General features: G+C 45.1%; 16 protein-coding genes. 11 read left to right on the top strand and 5 right to left on the bottom strand.

The genetic code is table 11. The features are described 5' to 3' along the window. Window positions 1-16: 16 nt before the first annotated feature. The 6 genes from tig (at window position 17) to HCJ96_RS02925 (ending at window position 8,892) form a co-directional block, all read left to right on the top strand. Window positions 17-1,321, top strand: coding sequence for a trigger factor (gene tig, locus HCJ96_RS02950; protein WP_169209560.1), 1,305 nt, complete (start codon window positions 17-19; stop codon window positions 1,319-1,321). A 98-nt stretch (window positions 1,322-1,419) separates the two neighbouring features. Then, entirely contained in the window at window positions 1,420-2,046 is a 627-nt protein-coding gene (gene clpP, locus HCJ96_RS02945; RefSeq protein ID WP_169209559.1) for an ATP-dependent Clp endopeptidase proteolytic subunit ClpP, read from the top strand. A 78-nt stretch (window positions 2,047-2,124) separates the two neighbouring features. Then, window positions 2,125-3,399, top strand: a complete 1,275-nt coding sequence (clpX, locus tag HCJ96_RS02940; protein ID WP_169209558.1) for an ATP-dependent protease ATP-binding subunit ClpX — start codon at window positions 2,125-2,127, stop codon at window positions 3,397-3,399. Window positions 3,400-3,788: 389 nt separating this feature from the next. Further along, on the top strand, window positions 3,789-6,143 hold the full coding sequence (lon, locus tag HCJ96_RS02935) for an endopeptidase La (protein WP_169209557.1): 2,355 nt from the start codon (window positions 3,789-3,791) through the stop codon (window positions 6,141-6,143). A gap of 316 nt (window positions 6,144-6,459) precedes the next feature. After that, on the top strand, window positions 6,460-6,732 hold the full coding sequence (gene hupB, locus HCJ96_RS02930; protein WP_169209556.1) for a nucleoid-associated protein HU-beta: 273 nt from the start codon (window positions 6,460-6,462) through the stop codon (window positions 6,730-6,732). 273 nt (window positions 6,733-7,005) lie between these two features. Then, window positions 7,006-8,892, top strand: coding sequence for a SurA N-terminal domain-containing protein (locus tag HCJ96_RS02925; RefSeq protein ID WP_169209555.1), 1,887 nt, complete (start codon window positions 7,006-7,008; stop codon window positions 8,890-8,892). Window positions 8,893-8,962: 70 nt separating this feature from the next. Here HCJ96_RS02925 and HCJ96_RS02920 read toward each other — a convergent pair whose 3' ends face one another. Next, on the bottom strand, window positions 8,963-9,133 hold the full coding sequence (locus HCJ96_RS02920; RefSeq protein ID WP_169209554.1) for a hypothetical protein: 171 nt from the start codon (window positions 9,131-9,133) through the stop codon (window positions 8,963-8,965). 185 nt (window positions 9,134-9,318) lie between these two features. Here HCJ96_RS02920 and sbcD point away from each other — a divergent pair, with 185 nt between their 5' ends. Both sbcD and HCJ96_RS02910 read left to right on the top strand, forming a co-directional pair. Beyond that, window positions 9,319-10,554, top strand: coding sequence for an exonuclease subunit SbcD (gene sbcD, locus HCJ96_RS02915; RefSeq protein WP_169209553.1), 1,236 nt, complete (start codon window positions 9,319-9,321; stop codon window positions 10,552-10,554). Beyond that, window positions 10,551-14,216, top strand: a complete 3,666-nt coding sequence (locus tag HCJ96_RS02910) for an AAA family ATPase (RefSeq protein ID WP_169209552.1) — start codon at window positions 10,551-10,553, stop codon at window positions 14,214-14,216. Before sbcD ends, HCJ96_RS02910 begins: the two co-directional genes overlap by 4 nt. A gap of 179 nt (window positions 14,217-14,395) precedes the next feature. On the opposite strand, the gene HCJ96_RS02905 is transcribed toward HCJ96_RS02910, so the two are convergent. The 3 genes from HCJ96_RS02905 to HCJ96_RS02895 all read right to left on the bottom strand — a co-directional run bounded on the left by HCJ96_RS02905 (window position 14,396) and on the right by HCJ96_RS02895 (window position 16,876). Continuing rightward, on the bottom strand, window positions 14,396-15,181 hold the full coding sequence (locus HCJ96_RS02905; protein WP_169209551.1) for a S1 family peptidase: 786 nt from the start codon (window positions 15,179-15,181) through the stop codon (window positions 14,396-14,398). Window positions 15,182-15,410: 229 nt separating this feature from the next. Further along, the gene (locus tag HCJ96_RS02900; RefSeq protein WP_169209550.1) at window positions 15,411-16,103 is read right to left on the bottom strand and encodes a hypothetical protein; all 693 of its coding nucleotides are present in this window, start codon (window positions 16,101-16,103) and stop codon (window positions 15,411-15,413) included. Between the two features lie 200 nt (window positions 16,104-16,303). Further along, entirely contained in the window at window positions 16,304-16,876 is a 573-nt protein-coding gene (locus HCJ96_RS02895) for a TetR/AcrR family transcriptional regulator (protein WP_169209549.1), read from the bottom strand. Between the two features lie 90 nt (window positions 16,877-16,966). On the opposite strand from HCJ96_RS02895, the gene HCJ96_RS02890 reads away from it, so the two are divergent. Then, the gene (locus HCJ96_RS02890; protein WP_169209548.1) at window positions 16,967-17,425 is read left to right on the top strand and encodes a cupin domain-containing protein; all 459 of its coding nucleotides are present in this window, start codon (window positions 16,967-16,969) and stop codon (window positions 17,423-17,425) included. Window positions 17,426-17,511: 86 nt separating this feature from the next. Here HCJ96_RS02890 and rpsT read toward each other — a convergent pair whose 3' ends face one another. Beyond that, window positions 17,512-17,775 carry a 30S ribosomal protein S20 gene (rpsT, locus tag HCJ96_RS02885; RefSeq protein ID WP_169209547.1) on the bottom strand — a complete coding sequence of 88 codons (264 nt, stop codon included), beginning with the start codon at window positions 17,773-17,775 and terminating at the stop codon, window positions 17,512-17,514. 234 nt (window positions 17,776-18,009) lie between these two features. Between rpsT and murJ the strand changes: the two genes are divergently transcribed. Both murJ and ribF read left to right on the top strand, forming a co-directional pair. Continuing rightward, window positions 18,010-19,569 (top strand): murein biosynthesis integral membrane protein MurJ, encoded by a 1,560-nt coding sequence (murJ, locus tag HCJ96_RS02880; protein WP_169209546.1) that lies wholly within the window; start codon window positions 18,010-18,012, stop codon window positions 19,567-19,569. A gap of 92 nt (window positions 19,570-19,661) precedes the next feature. Beyond that, a complete protein-coding gene (ribF, locus tag HCJ96_RS02875) occupies window positions 19,662-20,585 on the top strand; it encodes a bifunctional riboflavin kinase/FAD synthetase (protein ID WP_169209545.1) in 924 nt (307 codons plus the stop codon). The last annotated feature ends 28 nt before the right edge of the window (window positions 20,586-20,613 follow it).

The raw sequence follows: 20,613 nt of genomic DNA, 5'->3' as shown, positions 1-20,613 counted from the left end.
CAGTTGAGGTAAAATAATGCAAGTTTCAGTCGAGACGCCCCAGGGTTTAGAACGTCGTCTTACTATTACTGTTCCAGCAGATACAGTGGATTCTGCAGTTAAGGCACGCCTACAGCAATTAGCGAAGACGCAGCGCATTAACGGTTTCCGTCCTGGCAAAGTACCAGTGAGTGTTATCCAGAAGCGTTATGGTCAGGCTGTTCGCCAGGAAGTCGCTGGTGACGTTATGCAGCAAAACTTCTATCAGGCGATTGTGCAGGAAAAAATTAATCCTGCTGGTATGCCAAAGTTTGAATTGACTAAAGATGCGCAAGGTGAAGATCTTGAGTTTGTGGCCGCGTTTGAAGTTTACCCGGAAGTTGAAGTCAAAGGTGTAAACGAAATCGAAGTAGAGAAGCCTGTGGTTGAGATCACTGACGCTGATCTGGATAACATGATGGAAACGCTGCAAAAACAACACGCAGAGTGGAAAGAAGTTAAGCGTAAAGCGAAGAAAGATGACCGCGTAGTCATTGACTTCGTTGGTAAAATTGACGGTGAAGAGTTTGACGGTGGTAAAGCAGAAGACTTTACCCTTGAGCTGGGCAAAGGCCGCATGATCCCTGGTTTTGAAGAGCCGTTAGTGGGTGCCAAGGCGGGTGACGAAGTGAACGTTGAAGTCACCTTCCCTGAAGACTACCACGCTGAAGCCTTGAAAGGTAAAGACGCAGTATTTGCGGTAACGGTTAAGAAAGTAGAAGGTCAAAAGCTGCCTAAAGTCGATGACGAATTTGCACAATTGTTTGGCGTTGAAGACGGTGGTGTTGACGCGCTTAAAGCAGAAGTTCGTAAGAACATGCAGCGCGAACTTGACCACACCCTTCGTGGAAAAGTTAAAGAAGACGTTATTGCCAAGCTGGTAGAAAAGAACGAGCTGGACCTGCCCCAAGCCCTGATTGACCAGGAAGTAAACGTGCTTCGTGATCAAGCTAAGCAGCGCTTTAGCCAACAAGGCGGTGGTCAGAACATGCCTGAATTACCAGCAGATCTATTCAAAGATAATGCTAAGCGTCGCGTAACGATTGGTTTACTGCTAGGTGAAATCATCAAGCAAAATGAACTGAAAGTGGATGACAAAAAAGTGGAAGCATTAATTGAATCTTCTGCTTCGGCTTACGAAGATCCACAAGAAGTTATCGAGTACTACAAGAATAATCAGGAGCTTATGCAACAAATGCGTAATGTTGCTCTTGAAGAACAGGCAATCGAGTGGGTTATGGAAAACGCAAAAACCACCGAAGTTAAAAAGGAATTTGACGAGGTTATGAACAAACAAGCGTAAATTTGTAACCTCTCATTGACTTTGCCTGTCGGCAACTGCTTAAATGCTCGGATACTTCCGAGCATTTTTGTTTTTAACGAGAAGAATCCAGAGTCGCTATGACAAATAATTTTGAAATAAATAACGCGTTAGTTCCCATGGTAGTAGAGCAAACCTCGAAAGGTGAGCGCTCTTACGACATATACTCTCGTCTGCTTAAAGAAAATGTCATTTTTATGGTAGGACAGGTTGAGGATCACATGGCGAATCTGATCGTCGCACAAATGTTGTTTCTTGAAGCCGAAAACCCTGAAAAAGATATTTTCCTCTACATCAACTCACCCGGTGGTTCGGTGACAGCGGGTATGGCAATTTACGATACCATGAATTTTATCAAACCTGATGTGAGCACTGTTTGTGTCGGTCAGGCTGCCAGCATGGGTGCATTTTTACTTTCCGGTGGTGCCAAGGGTAAGCGGTACTGTTTACCTAATGCGCGCGTGATGATTCATCAGCCGTTGGGTGGTTTTCAGGGGCAGGCGTCTGATTTTGAAATTCATGCAAAAGAAATACTGTCTACCAAAGAGAAGTTGAATCGGTTGTTAGCGCAGCATACGGGTCAGGAATATGAGACCATTGCACGCGACACTGACAGAGATAATTTCCAAAGTGCTACAGAAGCAAAAGAATACGGTATTATCGATCAGGTTTTGACAAATCGAACTGACGCGGCGACAACTAAGTAGTATAGTTATTATAAGTCCTGAACGCGTGCAGTCTATTTTCTTTTTATTAGCGTTCAGGAAAGGCAGAGGCAAAGAGTAATGAGTGACAAAAAGAACGGTGACGGTGATAGTAAACTCTTATACTGTTCGTTTTGCGGCAAAAGCCAACACGAAGTAAAGAAACTAATCGCTGGCCCTTCGGTTTTCATTTGCGATGAATGTGTCGAGTTGTGTAACGACATCATTCGCGAAGAGATCAAAGAAATCGCGCCTAAACAAAAGCAGGATGCGTTACCGAAACCGCAGGAAATTCATGACCATTTGAATGATTATGTCATTGGTCAGGAACATGCGAAAAAAGTGCTTTCAGTGGCCGTCTATAACCACTATAAGCGTTTACGTAACGGCGATATGCATGAGGGCGTTGAATTAGGCAAAAGCAATATTTTGCTTATTGGCCCGACTGGTAGTGGTAAAACGTTATTAGCTGAAACATTAGCCAGGCTGTTGGACGTGCCGTTCACGATGGCTGATGCGACTACGTTGACCGAGGCCGGTTATGTAGGCGAAGACGTTGAAAATATCATTCAGAAACTTCTGCAAAAATGTGATTACGACGTTGAAAAAGCGCAGCGTGGAATAGTTTATATTGATGAAATCGATAAAATTTCACGTAAGTCTGATAATCCGTCAATCACTCGTGATGTTAGCGGAGAAGGTGTACAGCAAGCGCTTCTGAAACTGATTGAAGGTACGGTGGCATCCGTTCCGCCACAAGGTGGCCGGAAACATCCTCAACAGGAGTTTTTGCAGGTAGATACCTCTAAGATCCTGTTCATCTGTGGTGGCGCATTTGCCGGGCTTGATAAGGTTATCGAGCAACGTGCGCATACTGGGATGGGTATTGGTTTTGGGGCAAACGTCAAATCCAAGGAAAATAAGCCGCAGATAAGCGAACTGTTTAAACAGGTTGAGCCAGAAGATTTGGTAAAATACGGTTTGATCCCTGAGTTCATTGGGCGCTTACCGGTGGTTACCAGTCTTGAAGAATTGAGTGAAGATGCACTTATTCAAATTTTGCGTGAGCCGAAAAACGCTATCACTAAACAATATGGCGCCTTGTTCGCCATTGAAGGCACAGAACTTGAGTTTCGTGATGATGCACTTAATGCAATTGCTAAAAAAGCAATGCAGCGTAAAACCGGTGCACGTGGTTTAAGATCTATCGTTGAAGCAGTGTTACTTGATACGATGTACGACCTACCGTCGATGGAAAATGTGGATAAAGTGGTCATTGATGAAACGGTTATTCGTGGTGAATCAAAACCCATTTTAATTTACGGTAAAAGCGATAAAAAAGCGGCATCCGAGTAATTAAACTTTATGTAAAAAAAGGCCGGTTTTATACCGGTCTTTTTTTATTTTCGGCATAGCCCAGCTTAGTTCAAATCACTGCTATGCTGATATTGCATTTAGCTTGGTAAGGGATGGCATTTGGCGTTGATTCAGTTTAAACCAAACCTCTATCTGGGGTAGTCTGACAACATTTAGCTGTTACACAACAGAGTTCGTTAAGTCGACAGGAATACGCATAAGACTGGCAGTTTTAATTTTTGGTTGGCAATTTCGCTTTTTGCGTACTGACGATCTGGATTATGCATTGTATTTTCAAACTTTTTTATGCAGTAAGTGAACTCGTTTTAATTGAACTTTGTGTCATTATCCCCATATAAAAAGTCACAATTAACAAGAAGAGAATTCGTATGACAATTGAGCGTGAAAATCGCAGTGAAATTCCGGTGCTGGCACTACGCGACGTCGTGGTCTACCCCCATATGGTCATACCTTTATTTGTTGGTCGCGAGAAGTCGATTCGATGTCTTGATGCGGCAATGGAAAATGACAAACAAATATTTTTGGTCGCACAAAAAGATGCAAGCGTTGATGAACCTGAATCAAAAGACATTTTTTCGATTGGCACCATTGCCACAATATTGCAATTACTCAAACTTCCCGACGGCACAGTAAAAGTACTAGTCGAAGGAAATGTGCGCGGTGAGATTGGCGAATTTTCGCAATCTGAACCTTATTTCTCTGCCGGCGTTGAAAAGATTGTTGATCAGGAAATTCCTGAAAATGAGCAGGAAGTGCTGATTCGATCTGCAGTGTCTCAATTTGAAGGTTATGTAAAACTCAATAAAAAAATCCCGCCTGAGGTACTGACATCATTAAACGGCATTGATGATGCCGCGCGTCTTGCCGACACAATGGCTGCGCACATGCCACTGAAGTTGCAGGAAAAGCAAAAAGTACTTGAAATGAAAAGCATCAATGAGCGGCTTGAGTATCTAATGGCATTGATGGAAGGCGAAATTGACTTATTGCAGGTTGAGAAAAAAATTCGCACTCGCGTTAAAAAACAAATGGAAAAAAGTCAGCGCGAGTATTATTTGAATGAGCAAATGAAAGCTATTCAAAAAGAATTAGGTGAACTGGACGATGCACCTGACGAGTTTGAAGCACTCAGTAAGAAAATTGCGGATGCAAAAATGCCAGAAGAGGCCGAAACAAAGGCGAAGGCAGAATTACAAAAGCTTAAAATGATGTCTCCCATGTCTGCTGAAGCAACGGTGGTCAGAAGTTATATTGAGTGGCTGACCAATGTGCCGTGGAATAAGCGCAGTCCGGTCAAACGGGACTTAGCCAGAGCGGAAAAGGTACTTGATGCCGACCATTATGGTTTGGAAAAAGTTAAAGAACGGATCATTGAATATTTGGCAGTACAGCAACGGGTTAAAAAGTTAAAAGGCCCAATCTTGTGTCTGGTTGGCCCACCTGGTGTGGGTAAAACATCGCTTGGACAATCTATTGCCAAGGCAACTGGCCGTCAGTACGTTCGCATGGCACTGGGTGGCGTGCGTGATGAAGCTGAAATACGCGGTCATCGCAGAACCTACATTGGTTCGTTACCGGGCAAACTGATTCAGAAAATGGCGAAAGTAGGCGTTAAAAACCCGCTGTTTTTATTAGATGAAATTGACAAAATGTCTGCAGACATGCGTGGTGACCCCGCTTCAGCACTATTGGAAGTGCTTGACCCAGAACAGAACAGTACGTTCAGCGACCATTATCTTGAAATAGATTACGATTTATCTGATGTGATGTTTGTAGCCACATCAAACAGTATGAACATGCCGGGTCCCTTGATGGACAGGATGGAGGTCATTCGTCTTTCGGGTTATACAGAAGATGAAAAACTGAACATTGCCACACGCCATTTGATCAGTAAGCAAATGGAACGCAATGGTTTGAAGAAGAAGGAACTGGAGATCACCGATTCGGCGATTATCGGCATTATCCGTTATTACACCCGTGAAGCGGGTGTGCGCAGTCTAGAAAGAGAAATTTCGAAAATCTGTCGTCGTGCGGTTAAAGATATTCTTATTAATAAGAGCAAAGAAAAGGTCGTAGTGAAGCAGGATAATCTTAAAGATTTCCTTGGCGTACAACGTCATGATTACGGCAAAGCGGATAAGGATAATCAGATTGGTCAGGTGACCGGACTGGCGTGGACGCAAGTCGGCGGTGACCTGTTGACCATCGAAACCACCGCGGTACCAGGTAAAGGCAAAACCACTTTCACTGGCTCGTTAGGCGATGTCATGCAGGAATCAATTCAAACAGCGATGACCGTCGTCCGTAGCCGGGCTGAAAAGTTACGTATTAACGGTGATTTCTACGAAAAGCGCGATATTCATGTACATGTGCCGGAAGGTGCGACACCAAAGGATGGGCCTAGTGCAGGTATTGCTATGTGCACAGCCCTGGTTTCATCTTTAACCGGCAATCCTGTGCGTTGCGACGTGGCCATGACAGGCGAAATTACGCTTCGTGGTGAAGTATTGGCGATTGGCGGTCTGAAAGAAAAACTGCTTGCTGCACACCGTGGTGGAATTAAGACGGTTGTCATTCCTAAAGAAAACGAGCGTGATTTGGAAGAAATTCCTGAGAATGTAAAAAAGGATTTAGCCATTCATCCCGTAAAATGGATAGACGATGTACTCGATATCGCATTGCAGGAACCAGTCGAATCCTTTCAGGTAGTGAGTTCAAAATAATCAGTTTAGCCTGGCTCATGCCGCAGATTGCGCGGCATGCAGCGCTTTTTTTGCATTTTTTGTACAAAAAATCGCCATAAAATCGGCGTTTTCGCAAATTTTTGCAAAATAGGGCTTTCAACTCTCTAAACTTGTGTTACCTTAACCGGGTACTCGCTTGAAGCCTTGCCACAAAAGGGATAGCAGCGAATCATAAAAAGTTAATAAATTGTAACGGATTGCTTGATGTTAGTTGTCAAGCTTGTTATAACGTCTCTGGCAATACATTTATTTGTTAGGACAACTAGTATAATAACAATCGAAGGGGATCATAATTGTGAACAAGTCTCAACTTATCGACCAAATGGCTGCTGGCGCAGATATTTCTAAAGCTGCTGCGGGCCGTGCATTAGACGCTTTTACCGACGCTGTTACTTCAGCGCTTAAAGACGGCGATCAGGTTGCACTAGTAGGTTTCGGTACTTTTTCTGTTCGTGAGCGCTCAGCTCGCAGCGGTCGTAACCCACAAACTGGTGAGACTATCCAAATTGCAGCAGCGAAAGTTCCTTCTTTCAAAGCTGGCAAAGCATTGAAAGACGCTTGTAACTAAGCTTCAATTTCAAGAAAAAGGCGATGGCTGGTGCTGTCGCCTTTTTTATTTAGGCAGTGTTTAAACACAATAACTTACCAGATACTTGCTGACTCTCGTTTTACTTCTACTTCGTTTTGCGGCTTTTTCTACTTAGCCAGCGTTCAGATTAAACGGTATAAAGACTTCGCGTTTACCTGCATTAATGAGTTATAATTCTGCCTAATTTTTGTCTGTCTTCGGATCGACAGTGAAAACAGATATTTCGAAAGCAATGGAGTTTAAAGTAAAGTCATGCTAGAAAAAATCAGAGAAGGCTCACAGGGGCCGTGGGCGATGGTGATCATCGGTCTGGTTGTTCTGAGTTTCGTATTCGCTGGGGTAGGTAGCTATCTGACCTCGTCAAGTGGAGCTGCGGCGGCAACGGTAAATGGCGAAGAAATCAGTCAACAAACGCTTGAACGTGCTTATCAGAATCAGCGCGCACGAATGGAAGCGCAATATGGTGAGGGGATAGCCTCACTGTTTTCAAGTGAAGGGTACACCGAACAGTTCAGACAAAGTGTACTTGAGCGCTTGATTGGCGAAAAATTGATAGAGCAAAAAGCTTACGAAATGGGGCTGCGCGTCAGTGATAAGCAAATTCGCGACTCCATCTTGAAAATGCCAGAATTTCAGGTCGGCGGCACATTCAACAATGACCGTTTCCAGGGTATCCTACGCCAAAATGGCTTCAAACCCGCTGACTTTAGAAATTATTTGCGTGTGCAATTGACGCGAGAGCAACTTACTCGTGCACTGACTGCAACATCATTTACTCTGCCAAGTGAAGCTGAGCAAGCGTTTAAACTACAGCAACAAACACGCGATGCACGTTACCTGCAGATCAGCGCAGAACCTTTTGCTGAAAGTGTTGAGGTAAGTGAAGACGACATTAATAATTACTATCAGGCCAATATCACGGCGTTTGATACTGAAGAGCAGGTAGCGCTTTCTTATGTCGTACTGTCGGTTGATGATCTTAAGCAAGATGTTGATGTGTCAGAAGACGATGTCAATCAATGGTATCAGGATAACAAAGGGCGCTTTGTTACTGAGGAGCAACGTCGGGTTTCGCATATACTGATTGAATTTGGTGATGATCAGGACCAGGCTAAACAAAAAGCCGAAGATTTGCTTGGCAAGGTAAATGATGGTGAGAGCTTTGCTGAGCTTGCAAAGGCACATTCAGATGACGCCTTTTCTGCAGAAAATGGTGGCGATTTAGATTTCATTTCTCCGGACATGATGGATCCAGCATTTGACGAAGCGGCTTTCAGCTTGAAAAGTGAAGGTGATGTTTCTGACGTAGTGGAAAGCGAGTTTGGCTTTCACATTATTAAGTTAACCGAACTTAAGCCTGAATCAGTAACGCCACTGGAAGAAGTGCGCGAAACCATTGAAGAACAGATTGCCACAGACCGAGCGACTGAAAAATTCTTTGAACTGCAAAATCGTATGGCTGAAGTCGCATTCGAAATGCCTGATTCACTGGAAGAAGTTGCGTCTATTGCTGAAGTCAAGGTTGAAACAACGGGGCTATTTACCCGCAATACACCACCGGCCCCAATCAATACGCCGAACGCAATCGAACGTGCATTTTCTGACGAACTGATTCAGGACCGCGTTAACAGCGACATCATTGAGTTAGACGACAACACGGTGGCATTTATTCGGGTCAGAGAGCACGAGCCACAACGCACTCAGGAACTAGCTGAAGTAAAAGAAGGTATCGAAGCGACCTTGCGCGATCAGAAAGCGCAGAAAGCCGCAGAAGCCTGGGCACTGAATGTGGCTGAAAAGCTTAATGCAAATGAAGACATCAGTGAAATGCTTGCCGAGCAGAATGTAGAGTGGCAAACCGCTGAGCAAGTATCACGTCAAGGCGGCCAGTTAGCGCGCAATATGGTGGATGTTTTGTTCACACTTTCATTAGATGACAAGCGCAGAGATGTTACCTTGCTGACATCCGGCGATGTGGGTTTAGTAGAGTTGGTTAAAGTGAATCATGCTGACAACCCTGATGCTGCTACACTGGCTTCTTTCCGCCAGCGCATGGCCACGATGGAGAGCCAACAGACTTACCAGAGTTTTGTTGAAGCATTGCGTGAGGAAGCTGAGGTCAGTATCAAGCAAATTTAATTGATGACGTTAGATTTTCAACAGGACTAACTCAGAAGGTCAGCTTAATCGCTGACCTTTTTTATTTAGGCTAGTGCGTTAAAAACAGCATCAGCGTATAAAAAAGTGCAATGGTTGTAGAAACCACAAAAATATACAGGAATCCTTGTTTGCCCTGCGCCAGGGTATAGTTGTTAGCTTTCAGGTAGCCAAACCAAAGTAAACTTAGAATAAGTGGAATGAGTACGATTATTTTTATCAAAACTTGCCCCTGTAAACATCACTAAATAAAGGTTAGCGCACTACCCATAACCTTAAAAGTGATTTATACCCTTCTATCACCATTACTCCAGCGAGTATGATACCATCCGTGAGCTTCACACGACTGGTAACGTGACTCGCTTACACTCACAACGACTCCTTTTAAAACAGTAAAATAAACAAAAAATGAAAATTCTGCACACTTCTGATTGGCACTTGGGACAAAATTTTTTCACTAAAAGTCGCAAAGATGAACATCAGGCGTTTATTGCCTGGTTACTTGAGCTGGTGTCAGCGGAGCAGATCGATGCAGTAATCATAGCGGGAGATGTATTCGATACCGGCGCGCCACCGAGTTACGCTAGAGAGATGTACAATCAGTTCGTGGTTGACTTGCAAAGACAAAATTGTGTTTTGGTGGTATTAGGTGGCAACCATGACTCTGTCTCAACACTGAATGAGTCCAGGCAGATTCTCGCGTGTTTAAATACCTTCGTCGTTGCCAGTACAGGTGTTGAATTAGACCAGCAGATTTTTTCTCTGCCAGACAAAAACGGCAATGTCGGCGCGATTTTGTGTGCGGTGCCTTTTATTCGACCCCGCGACGTATTGCAAAGTCAGTCAGGCGAAACCGGATTGGAAAAACGTCAGGCGCTGGGTGAGGCAATAAAGCTGCATTATCAACAGCTATTCGATCTGGCGCTTAAACGTAAACAGTTGCTTGATGTTGATGTCCCCATTATCGCCACCGGACATCTTACAGCACTAGGTGTTAGTCAGTCTGAAAGTGTCAGAGATATCTATATTGGCACGTTGGATGGTTTTTCTGCGGACGGGTTTCCACCAGCAGACTATATTGCACTGGGCCACATACACAAACCGCAAATTGTCGCACGGTCAGAACAAATACGTTATAGCGGCTCACCTATACCACTTAGTTTTGATGAGTTGAACACACAGAAGCAAGTTATGCTGGTTGAATTTGACGGCGTCAGACGCAAAACGTTGGTGCCCATTAACGTGCCCAGCTTCCAACCTATGGCTATATTGAAAGGCAGCCTTTCCGAGATTGAAGCCGCATTAATCCAGTTTAAAGATACGGCTGAAGGTAAGCCAGTGTGGTTGTGTGTGGAAGTGGATACCCAGGATTACCTGTCCGATTTGCAACAGCGTGTTCAGGCATTGGTAGAAGGTTTAAATGTTGAAATTCTGCAACTGCGGCGCAGTCGAAATCAGCGACGTCAATTACTCGCCCAACAACAGACCGAGACCCTGGCAGAACTGACCCCCCATGAGGTATTTGAAAAACGGCTCGACATGGAAAGTTTTGAAAGTAGCGCTGAAATTGCACAGCGTACTCGTATTTATCAGTCGTTTGAGCAAATTTTGTCTGAAATACAACAGCAAGGGGCAGGTGAATGAAAATTTTGTCCTTACGTTTTCAAAATTTAAATTCACTAAAAGGAGAGTGGAAAATTGATTTCACGCGCTCCCCGTTTAATGAAAACGGGCTATTCGCCATCACCGGTCCCACCGGTGCAGGCAAAACAACGCTTTTAGATGCAATCTGTCTGGCGCTGTATCACCAGACCCCGCGTTTGGGCGCTATCTCAATATCGTCAAACGAGATCATGAGCCGAGGCACAGCAGAGTGTTTATCTGAGGTTGAGTTTGAGGTGAAAGGAAAGGCATACCGTGCTTTCTGGAGTATGCGCCGTGCAAGAGGCAACGTCGATGGTAATCTACAACCAGCCGATACTGAATTAGCAGAAGTCGCTACCGGAAACGTTCTGGCAACCCAGATAAGACAAAAGAATGAAGTCCTCGAAGCTTTGACGGGCCTCGATTTTGGTCGTTTTACCAAATCGATGATGCTATCTCAGGGGGATTTCGCTGCATTTCTCAATGCTAATGAAGCCGAACGTGCTGAATTACTTGAAGAGCTTACGGGTACCGAAATTTATGGGCAAATTTCCCGTCGGGTACACGAGCATCATGCAGATGAAAAGCTGGCATTACGCGAACTAAATGCTAAAGCGGAAAGCTTTCAGTTGCTTTCCGACGAGCAAAAGCAGCAACTTCAAAACGAACAACAGACGCTTTTCACCAGACAGAAGGCGCTGGACACGAAGATTGATCAGGCGCGTGCACATCAACAATGGTGGGAAAAACTAACGCTTGCAGAAAATAAACAGAAGCAGGCAAAGGCTCGCACTGACCAAGCCGTACAGGCAATGGATATGGCTAAAAGCGAGCTTGACAGACTCGCTAGAAGCGAACCTGCGGAAAGATTGCGGATGGCCTGGACGTTGCGTAATACCTCACGAAATGAACTTGAAAAGCTAACCAAGCAGATTGCAGAAAAGCAACGGATAAAAGCTCAACAACATATGCAGCTCGAACAGGCTTCTGAAGCGCTGCGTGAGGCCGACTCGGCGATGCAGGTTGCCAGGCAAAAAGTAAAAGAGCAAGAACAGCTAATCAACGAAAAAGTGCAGCCGCTAGATACAAAGATTGATGCGTTAAATACTAAGCAGGAAGAGAAACAACAAGAGTTGCAGCGCATAGACAAGCAGTCAGTTACGCTTGAACAGCAAATACGGGAAATCGAAGCTGCACTGAGTCAATTGAATGTACAGCACAAGACTGCTGCCGCCTATATTGAAGCACATGCACCTGATGGGTTAGTGGGACAACATCTCAACGGTTGGGTGCTGCAAGTGCAGCAACTTAAGCAGGAACACCAATTACTGGCTGAAATGACTGACGAAGTCACCAAACTTGCTGAACAGCAACAGCGTGACGATGAAAAAATCGGTACGCTCAACGAGCAATTACGCTTACATGAAAAAAAGGTGCTTGAATGTCAACAGCAGCTTGATGCGCAAGCGCAGCGCTTACAGCAGTCATGTCTGGACGATGAAGAGGCACTGACAACCAGGCTTAATAACGCACACTCTCGTTGGCCCGTCTTTCATCAAGCAAAGTCAGTACAGCAGGCCTACCTCAAAGTGCTGCGCGAATTTAAGCAAAATAAGTCCCAATCTGAAGTAATAGCCCGCCAGGTTGAAACGCTCACCCAATCCAGAATGCAATGCATGGATCAATTTCGTCAATGTCAGCAGCAAATCAATGATTTGACCAGCTTGATTAGTCAGGAAGAGCAATTGCAGTATTATCGTCAGCAACTTCAACAGGGTGAGGAGTGCCCGTTATGCGGCGCGATTGAACACCCCAAGTGTCATGGCGACGTGGTCGATATTCCAGACGCGGTGCAGCGTCGTGATGATGCTGAAGTAAAATTCAAACATATCGAAGAAGAAGGCAAGCAGGTTCGCACGGAGTTGGACGCTAGTAACCGTCATTTGGACGAAATCAACACACGTCTATGTGCGCAGGAGCAAGAACTGAGTGAATTGCGTGCTTCCTGGCAGGATTCACTTATCAAGCTGCAAGCTACTGTTGAAATAAGCGATACCGCGGCATTAAGGGAGATTGAAGTAAACCTGCAAACGCAATCGCAAGATGCTGAAGCCCAGCTAAAATTGTTACGTCAATTGACCAAAGATTCTCAGCAGGCAAAAGAAAATCTCAACCAGGCCGAACGGGATTTGGAAAAAGTACATGCCGAACTGAAGCTGCTCGGGCAGCAAGCGCAGACCACTTTCTCAAATCTGGAAAAAGTAACGTCGCAACAGGCAAGTAAAGTCCAGAAACTCGATGAAAGTGAAAAAGCGTTGCTTGCTGAAATTAAACAAAATGGATTTGCGCCGACATTAACAGATTTGGCCACATGGATTGAGCACAAACGTGAGGATGTGGTCGAGTTTCAACAGCATAACGACAACATGCAACACCTCAGCAAGGAAATATCGGTCAAACAAACTGAACGTACTGCTCTTTCAAGACAGCACGATGGGCTCAATACGCAGCTAAAACAACTGCATCTGGACACTGCTGCGTTAGCAGAGGATATAACAAAATTGAATCGAGAACGGTTTACATTGTTTGGTCATACACTTATTGCCGATGCGCGTGCAATGTTAAACGAAAAAATGGTTCAAGCTGAGCAGAAAAGAGACGAGCACTACCAGCAGAGCAAAAAAATTGAGCAGTCTTATGCGGATGTAGTTACTTCACTTAATATTTTGCAAAAAAGTCTTACAGAGCACCAACAAAAAGTAGAAGAACAGCAGCAAAACTGGCAGAACTTACTTAACCAGAGCCCCTTCGAGACTGAGGCTCAATTTGAGCAAGCGTTACTTCCTGAGAACGAACGTAATCGACTGGCAACACTAAAAAGCAATCTGGTCGAAGCCCAGCAAAAGGCGCTGACGTTGCTCGATGAGGCAACCCGCCAGGTCGCGGATTTGCGTGAAAACGAGCATGCCTCAAAGTGGGGGAACGAGCCTGCAGGTGAGGTCAGCGAGAAACTGCAGCAGCTGAATCTTGAAAAAGACGCGCTATTGAGTCAGAAAGGGCAAATTGATCAGCAATTAATAAATGATAGCAATCAACGTGAACGGGTTGATCAACTCACTGAGCAAATTCAAGCGCAGCAACAAAAGTACGATGACATAACTTATTTACACTCACTGATAGGCTCAGCTAACGGAGATAAATTCAGAAAGTTCGCTCAGGGCCTGACTTTGGATAATCTGATTTACCTCGCAAACAAACAGTTAGACCGCCTGCATGGACGCTATTTACTGAAACGCCGCGATGGCGAAGGTCTGGCGTTAAGTGTGCTGGATACCTGGCAAGGGGATGTGCAACGGGATACCAAAACCCTTTCTGGGGGTGAAAGTTTTCTGGTGAGTCTGGCGCTGGCACTGGCATTATCTGATTTGGTCAGCCATAAAACCAGTATTGACTCACTCTTTTTGGATGAAGGGTTTGGCACGCTGGATGCTGAGACACTGGACATCGCTCTGGATGCGCTGGATAACCTGAACGCCACAGGCAAAATGATCGGGGTGATCAGTCATATTGAAGCGATGAAAGAGCGCATTACTACGCAAATTAAGGTCTCGAAAAACAGTGGAGTAGGGGTGAGTCGGCTTGATGCGCAGTTTAGTGTTTAGTTTGCGATAATGGCGTTACCTCACGTATCTGGACCGGTCATCACATGGTCTGACCGAATTGATGAAAAAGGGGAATCAAATCTGAGTTAGTACATACGAGTACAGCTAACGTTGCCAATTATTCATGTTGAAACCTGAATGCTTAAATGCCATATCAAGTATGCGCTAAGACATCTTTTTTACCTCTCTGATGAGGGAAGGTCCTTATCGAAAGCCTCACCTGACATCGTTTCAATAATCCAGTTTTTAAAGTATGAGATTCTGGTGTAATTCTCTACCACTCCATATCTGGCTTCCTGCCATTTTGTAGGTTCCGTGTCCTGCCAGGAACTCACACCCACAATGTAAAGGTTATTCTGAGCGCTGACAAAGGCTGGGCCGCCAGAGTCGCCTGGCCCACTTATTCCTTCCAGAGGCAACGCATCTTCGCCCTGATCAAATTCGAATTTAATCCATTGTTCCTCTGCAGCAATGATTTTATTTTCTGCCAGTCTCATGTGGCCATCAGCACCAGTTATGCCCTGTATGCCATTCCCGGTATCGCCGCGACCTAAGAAGGTTGCGGTTTGTCCGGCTTCATCGTCAGCAAAATAAAGTTTTGCTATTGTGGCTGACTTGATTGGTGTGAATAACTTAATTAGCGCTATATCAAAGGGATATTTTTTATCTTGCCAACGAGGATGACAAACAACTTTTTCGATTTTGTACGATGTGTTTTTAAATTCAACCTTGCCGCCCGGCGATAAATAATTAGCCACATGCGCGGCAGTAACAATCCAGTCATCAGCAATCAACGTGCCTGTGCCTTCAACTATTTTTTCTCCTTTGTAGATACCATAGAAGGTAACCGTTGAACTATCTGTTTGCGCTGCAAATAAATAATTCTTATCCGCAACGTCATGCCGGATGACGATAGCGTGAGCTTTTAAAGCGATAATAAAAATTAAAAAATACATCCATCTCATTTTGAAGCTCCTGATTGACCAAAGAATTACAGGCGTAATCTAAAATTCATGATTACGGATGTAATCAAACAAGTCAAGCTAAGTGGCTCACTTTTCTTTTAACCGATCTTTCTGAGTTATAACTTTGTTTAGCGCTAACAGCCCGCTCTAGGCGGGCTGTTTTTTTATGTCTCGTCACTCAATGTCTTTAAATCAAACAGTTATTTAAATTCACATGGTAGTAAGAGAGCTAATGCTCAACTGCTTCAGGACACTTCACTCTGGGATTCCAGGGAAAAAACAGGCCCATAGGGTTGTATTTATGTAACCAGATGTGCAGTGCATAATGGGGAGGAAAGCCATGCGCTTCATCTACCCAAAATGTGGATGGGTTATCATGCAGATAGTAGAACTGCTGGTTATAAAAGGTAGGGACATTGTCCCAGTAACCATCACCTTCCTCGACGTCGATCAGATGAGCAAAAACGACTTCTTCCACCGCAGCCAGGGATAGATTATTTCTACAGCGTCTGTTATTTAGCAACTCATCAGTGGTATAACTGCAATCTGCCTCTAGCGATTTCGGAACATACACCAGTACACTGGGCTGCTTAAAGTCAAAGTCAGGCGAACCAAAATCCTGCAAGTCGACCAGATGTATACCCATGGCCCCCAGCTGGGAAGGGTGACCCTCAGATTCCGCGGTAGAGCAGTGTGCCCCCATATCAATTGAACTGATATAACCTGCCTGCAGTGCATTCTCCACTTTTTTAAACGGTCTGGTCGCTGCGCGGATCTTGGCGAGTTCTGCATAGCGAGCTTGTGCGTCATGTCGCGATGAAGTGGCGAATGACGTGTCAGGGAACATCGTTGCAATACTTGCAAGTATTATGGTTGCACAACTTAGACCGGAAACGTTAGCGCCTGTTAGCTTTGTGTTCATTGTCTTTTCTCCAAATGAACAGTGGACGAAAAGCGACACCTAAACAGCAAATATGTCACATGTTGATAACTACTGTCATAACATATGACATTTTATCGATTTTGACAAATTAAAATCTGACCTGAATTTAACAGCCAATTGAAGTTAGTTACTAATCTATTTTGAAAAGCGCTGGTAATCTGCATTATGGCGTTGTAGGGCTATTCAGATTGTGAGTGCAAGTAATTGATTGCCTGGGAAACAAATAATTGTGCGCATTCCGTTGCCATTTGTTGAGTAAACTCAAAATGCATGCGGTAATACCGCCAACTACTAGCACTCATCACATAGCGAAGATTTGCGGCGGTCTTCTTAATATCAGTGGCGTCGGCGCGGGGAAACGACTGTTCCAATAAGGACTCCAGTGCTGCCAGACGTTGTTTCGCTGTAGTTTTTAAGATGCGAGGTAGCAAGTCGGCGCTCAGTAAAACCATCACTTTGCGGGGCTGAGCATCTAATTTATGATAAAGGGTTGCAATGTAGTCGCCTAACGCATCTACGTTATCCGGTACCTCCGGCAACGCCAGCTCGGCGTAAAGTTTAGCGGTAAGCGCATCCAGGAACTCGTCTCGGGTTTTAAAATAACGAAACATGGTCCGTTGGGATATATCAGCGCGCTCAGACACTTTTTTGAAACTCAACTCTTGTATTTCAATTTCTTCCAGCAACTCACTGGCCGCATCAAGGATGAGGCTTATGGTAAAAGCGGCTTTTTTTTCAAGTAACGCACTCATAAATTAACAATGTCATAGGTTGTGCCACGTTGACTTATTGTATGCTGCCGACTACTTTTTATCTATAGTGAGATGACAAAAGGCAAGATAATGACAACCTCTCCGATAATTCAACGGGCTCAGGACGGGAATTGGTTGAACGTACTGGGTATGCAAATCAAATTTCTGTGTACAACGGATGACACCCAGGGCCGCTATTCCAGCATGCTTAATACCGTACCGAAGGGGCTTGGAGCGCCACCGCATCAACATCCCTGGGATGAAGCCTTTTACGTGCTGAAAGGGGAGGTAGAATTTATCCTAAATGGTGATCAGCATGTCTTGAGGGAAGGTGACTATGTGTTAGCCCCCGCGGATGCGGTACATGCATTTAAAGGGCTGTCTGACGAAGAAGGCTTACTCATCGCCTTTGAATCGCCAGGACATTCTCACCAATTCTTTCAGGAAATTAACGATACCGTAAAGACACTGCCTGACGATTTGATGAAGATGCCTGACATTGGACAGCGCCATCAGGTTACGTTTATTCAACCGGGTACCGCTGCTTAACGTGTGTACACTGACACCGGGTTAACATTCACGTACAAAAAAAGCGCCAAAAGGCGCTTTTTTAACTGCAAGGTTTAATAACCAGCTTAGCTCATCGCTTTGATTTGCGCAGCTAAACGGCTCTTGTGACGAGCAGCTTTATTCTTGTGAATCAAACCTTTGGTAGCCATTCTGTCAAGAATAGGAGTGGCCGCGGCGAAAGCGGTTTGCGCGCTTTCTTTGTTGCCACTATTAATAGCCGCTACTACTTTCTTGATGCTGGTACGAGTCATTGAGCGACGGCTTGCATTATGCTGACGACGCTTTTCGGCTTGAATTGCACGTTTCTTAGCAGACTTAATGTTAGCCAAGGTGTAACTCCCAAAATAAATTCATGTCAAAAACGAGGGTGCGGATTATGCTTAGCAACTGAGCAAATGTCAAACTATTTCGACGTTTTTATCGTGCTAATGTCCAACCGTTTTCTTTAAGGTGATATTTTCTTCAAGAAAATCTTAAACCTGCCTGCATACCGCTTTTTCCTGCAAGCACCTTAAGCTATGATGGACGCCCGAAGGCAGCAACGCAGTATAAGTGAAATTTACGTGTCGAGAAAGTTATTAAAATCCGGCCTGATTGTGAGCATCATGACGCTGATTTCGCGCGTTATGGGTTTGGCTCGAGATGTTATCGTTGCTCGGTTGATGGGGGATGGCGCGGCAGCTGACGTATTTTTCTTTGCTAATAAAATTCCTAATTTTTTGCGTAGACTGTTCGCCGAAGGCGCATTTGCACAAGCGTTTATTCCGGTACTGACTGAAGTTCATCACGAAGATGACAAGCAAAAGCTACGCGAATTTATCGCCAAGGTATCAGGGACGCTGGGTGCAATCGTTTTTATCGTATCGCTTATCGGGGTTATCGCATCCCCAGTATTGGCGGCTATCTTTGGAACCGGTTGGTTCATCGACTGGCTGCAGGACCGTCCTGAAGGAGCTAAATTCGAACTGGCTTCGCTGATGCTCAAAATCACCTTTCCTTACCTGGCCTTCGTGTCGCTAACGGGTCTGGCTGGGGCGATCTTAAATACCTTAAATAAATTCGCTGTTGCCTCGTTTACACCAGTGCTGCTGAATGTGGCAATTATTTTGTGCGCCATATATATCGCACCCGGGCTTGAACAACCTGCGTTTGCGCTGGCTTGGGGCGTATTCGCTGGCGGAATCCTGCAACTGAGCTTTCAATTGCCTTTTTTGTACCGGGCCGGGCTGTTAGTCAAACCCAAATGGGGGTGGCACGACCCGAACGTACTGAAAGTCAGAAAGCTGATGATTCCGGCGCTTTTTGGCGTGTCAGTAGGTCAGATAAATTTGCTCTTCGATACCTTCATTGCCAGCTTTCTGATGACAGGCTCGATAAGTTGGTTGTATTACTCCGACCGCTTATTGGAGTTTCCGCTTGGGCTATTTGGTATTGCCATCGCCACTGTCATTCTCCCCACCTTGTCAAAAAATCATGTGGGCAACGATCTAAAAGCGTTCAGCGCCAATATGGACTGGGCAGTACGAATGGTGTGCTTACTTGGGCTCCCTGCAGCAGTAGGACTGGGGGTGATGGCAGAAGAAATTCTTACGGTGATCTTTCAACGTGGTGCGTTTACCGCAGAAACAGCCAGAATGGCATCGTATTCGTTGACTGCATATTCGTTTGGATTGCTCAGTTTTATGTTGGTGAAAGTGCTGGCCCCCGGGTTCTATTCCCGTCAGGATTTAAAAACACCCGTTAAATACGGTATCTGGTGCATGGTTGCCAACATGGTATTTAACTTAATTTTCGCTATTCCCTACGGTTATGTGGGCCTGGCCATTGCAACCAGTTTATCCGCCACCATGAACGCGGGGTTGCTTTACTTCACGCTGCAGCAACAAAATGTATTTAAAATCAGTACGGTCACCCGCAACTTTCTACTACGTATTATAGTTGCCAGCGCGTGTATGGCAGCTGCCATAATCTGGTTCAATATGGATGTTGTTTTTAATTCGTTATCTTTGGCAGAACAAATCTGGCATGTTTCGCTGACCATTGTCCTGGCATTAGTCACGTTTGCCGCGGTGATGTTGCTGCTGGGCACACGAATCAGGCATTTTCGATCTGCAAGTTACTAAGCGAAATGCAATCGGTGATTGGTAATGTGGCGCGTCTCGTTTATAATCGCGAGTTTTATTTCATCATCAAAATCGGCAGTCAGTAACGCGCAGTGGAACTTATTCGGGGATTACATAATATTCGCCCCCATCATCAGGGGTGTGTGCTAACCATTGGTAAATTTGATGGCGTACATCGGGGGCATCAGGCCGTGTTGTCTAATGTGATCCGCAAGGCACGTGAAATGGCGCTACCGGCAACCGTGATGGTGTTTGAACCGCAGCCCGAAGAAGTGTTTAACCCTGAGCATGCGCCTGCTCGCATCAGTGTTTTGCGTGATAAATATGAAATGTTGCGTGCGCTAGGGGTAGATAGATTATTGTGTGTTCGCTTTAATCGACAATTTGCCAGTCAGTCGGCGCAATCGTTTGTGCATGATTTGCTGGTTGAGCGCCTCGGCGTAAAATTTTTAGTAGTGGGTGATGATTTTCGCTTCGGCAAAGGCCGGCAGGGCGACTTTAATATGCTGCTAGAAGCCGGCAAACGTGACGGCTTTGCCGTTGCCAGTACGCGTAGCTTTCGCATGCATAATTGTCGTATTAGTTCTACCGCCATTCGCGAAGCGCTGGATGTCGGTGATTTTGCCCTGGCAGAAGAAATGCTGGGCAGGCCGTTTGCGGTGCGTGGGAAAGTCGTTCACGGCGATAAGAAAGGGCGCACTATCGGTTTCCCAACGGCAAATGTGTTTATGAATCGTTGCAATACTCCGGTTCATGGTGTGTTCGCAGTGCGAGTAGGCGTCAATAAGCAAATGTATCAGGGGGTTGCTAATGTGGGCAGCCGTCCTACCGTTTCTGGTTCCCGCACACTTTTAGAAGTGCATTTGTTTGACTTTAACGGATCGTTATATGGTCAGCCAATTGTTGTTTATCCGGTGGCGAAGTTGAGAGACGAGAAAAAATTCGCTTCGTTTGAAGCATTAAAAGAGCAGATTCAGCTAGACGCTGATGCTGCCCGAATTGCATTAACCATTTAATTTAGTCCAAGCCACGAAAAGAATAGTG

Source organism: Alteromonas ponticola (genome assembly GCF_012911815.1).
Taxonomy (GTDB): domain Bacteria; phylum Pseudomonadota; class Gammaproteobacteria; order Enterobacterales; family Alteromonadaceae; genus Alteromonas; species Alteromonas ponticola.
This window is presented reverse-complemented; position numbering and strand designations above follow the sequence as displayed.

Bases quoted from the DNA above. Each gene is read 5' to 3' on its own strand.
- HCJ96_RS02900 (WP_169209550.1), bottom strand. From the start codon at position 16,103: ATGAACACAAAGCTAACAGGCGCTAACGTTTCCGGTCTAAGTTGTGCA.
- tig (WP_169209560.1), top strand. From the start codon at position 17: ATGCAAGTTTCAGTCGAGACGCCCCAGGGTTTAGAACGTCGTCTTACT.
- clpX (WP_169209558.1), top strand. From the start codon at position 2,125: ATGAGTGACAAAAAGAACGGTGACGGTGATAGTAAACTCTTATACTGT.
- lon (WP_169209557.1), top strand. From the start codon at position 3,789: ATGACAATTGAGCGTGAAAATCGCAGTGAAATTCCGGTGCTGGCACTA.
- HCJ96_RS02910 (WP_169209552.1), top strand. From the start codon at position 10,551: ATGAAAATTTTGTCCTTACGTTTTCAAAATTTAAATTCACTAAAAGGA.
- sbcD (WP_169209553.1), top strand. From the start codon at position 9,319: ATGAAAATTCTGCACACTTCTGATTGGCACTTGGGACAAAATTTTTTC.
- HCJ96_RS02905 (WP_169209551.1), bottom strand. From the start codon at position 15,181: ATGAGATGGATGTATTTTTTAATTTTTATTATCGCTTTAAAAGCTCAC.
- HCJ96_RS02890 (WP_169209548.1), top strand. From the start codon at position 16,967: ATGACAACCTCTCCGATAATTCAACGGGCTCAGGACGGGAATTGGTTG.
- HCJ96_RS02925 (WP_169209555.1), top strand. From the start codon at position 7,006: ATGCTAGAAAAAATCAGAGAAGGCTCACAGGGGCCGTGGGCGATGGTG.
- clpP (WP_169209559.1), top strand. From the start codon at position 1,420: ATGACAAATAATTTTGAAATAAATAACGCGTTAGTTCCCATGGTAGTA.
- HCJ96_RS02895 (WP_169209549.1), bottom strand. From the start codon at position 16,876: ATGAGTGCGTTACTTGAAAAAAAAGCCGCTTTTACCATAAGCCTCATC.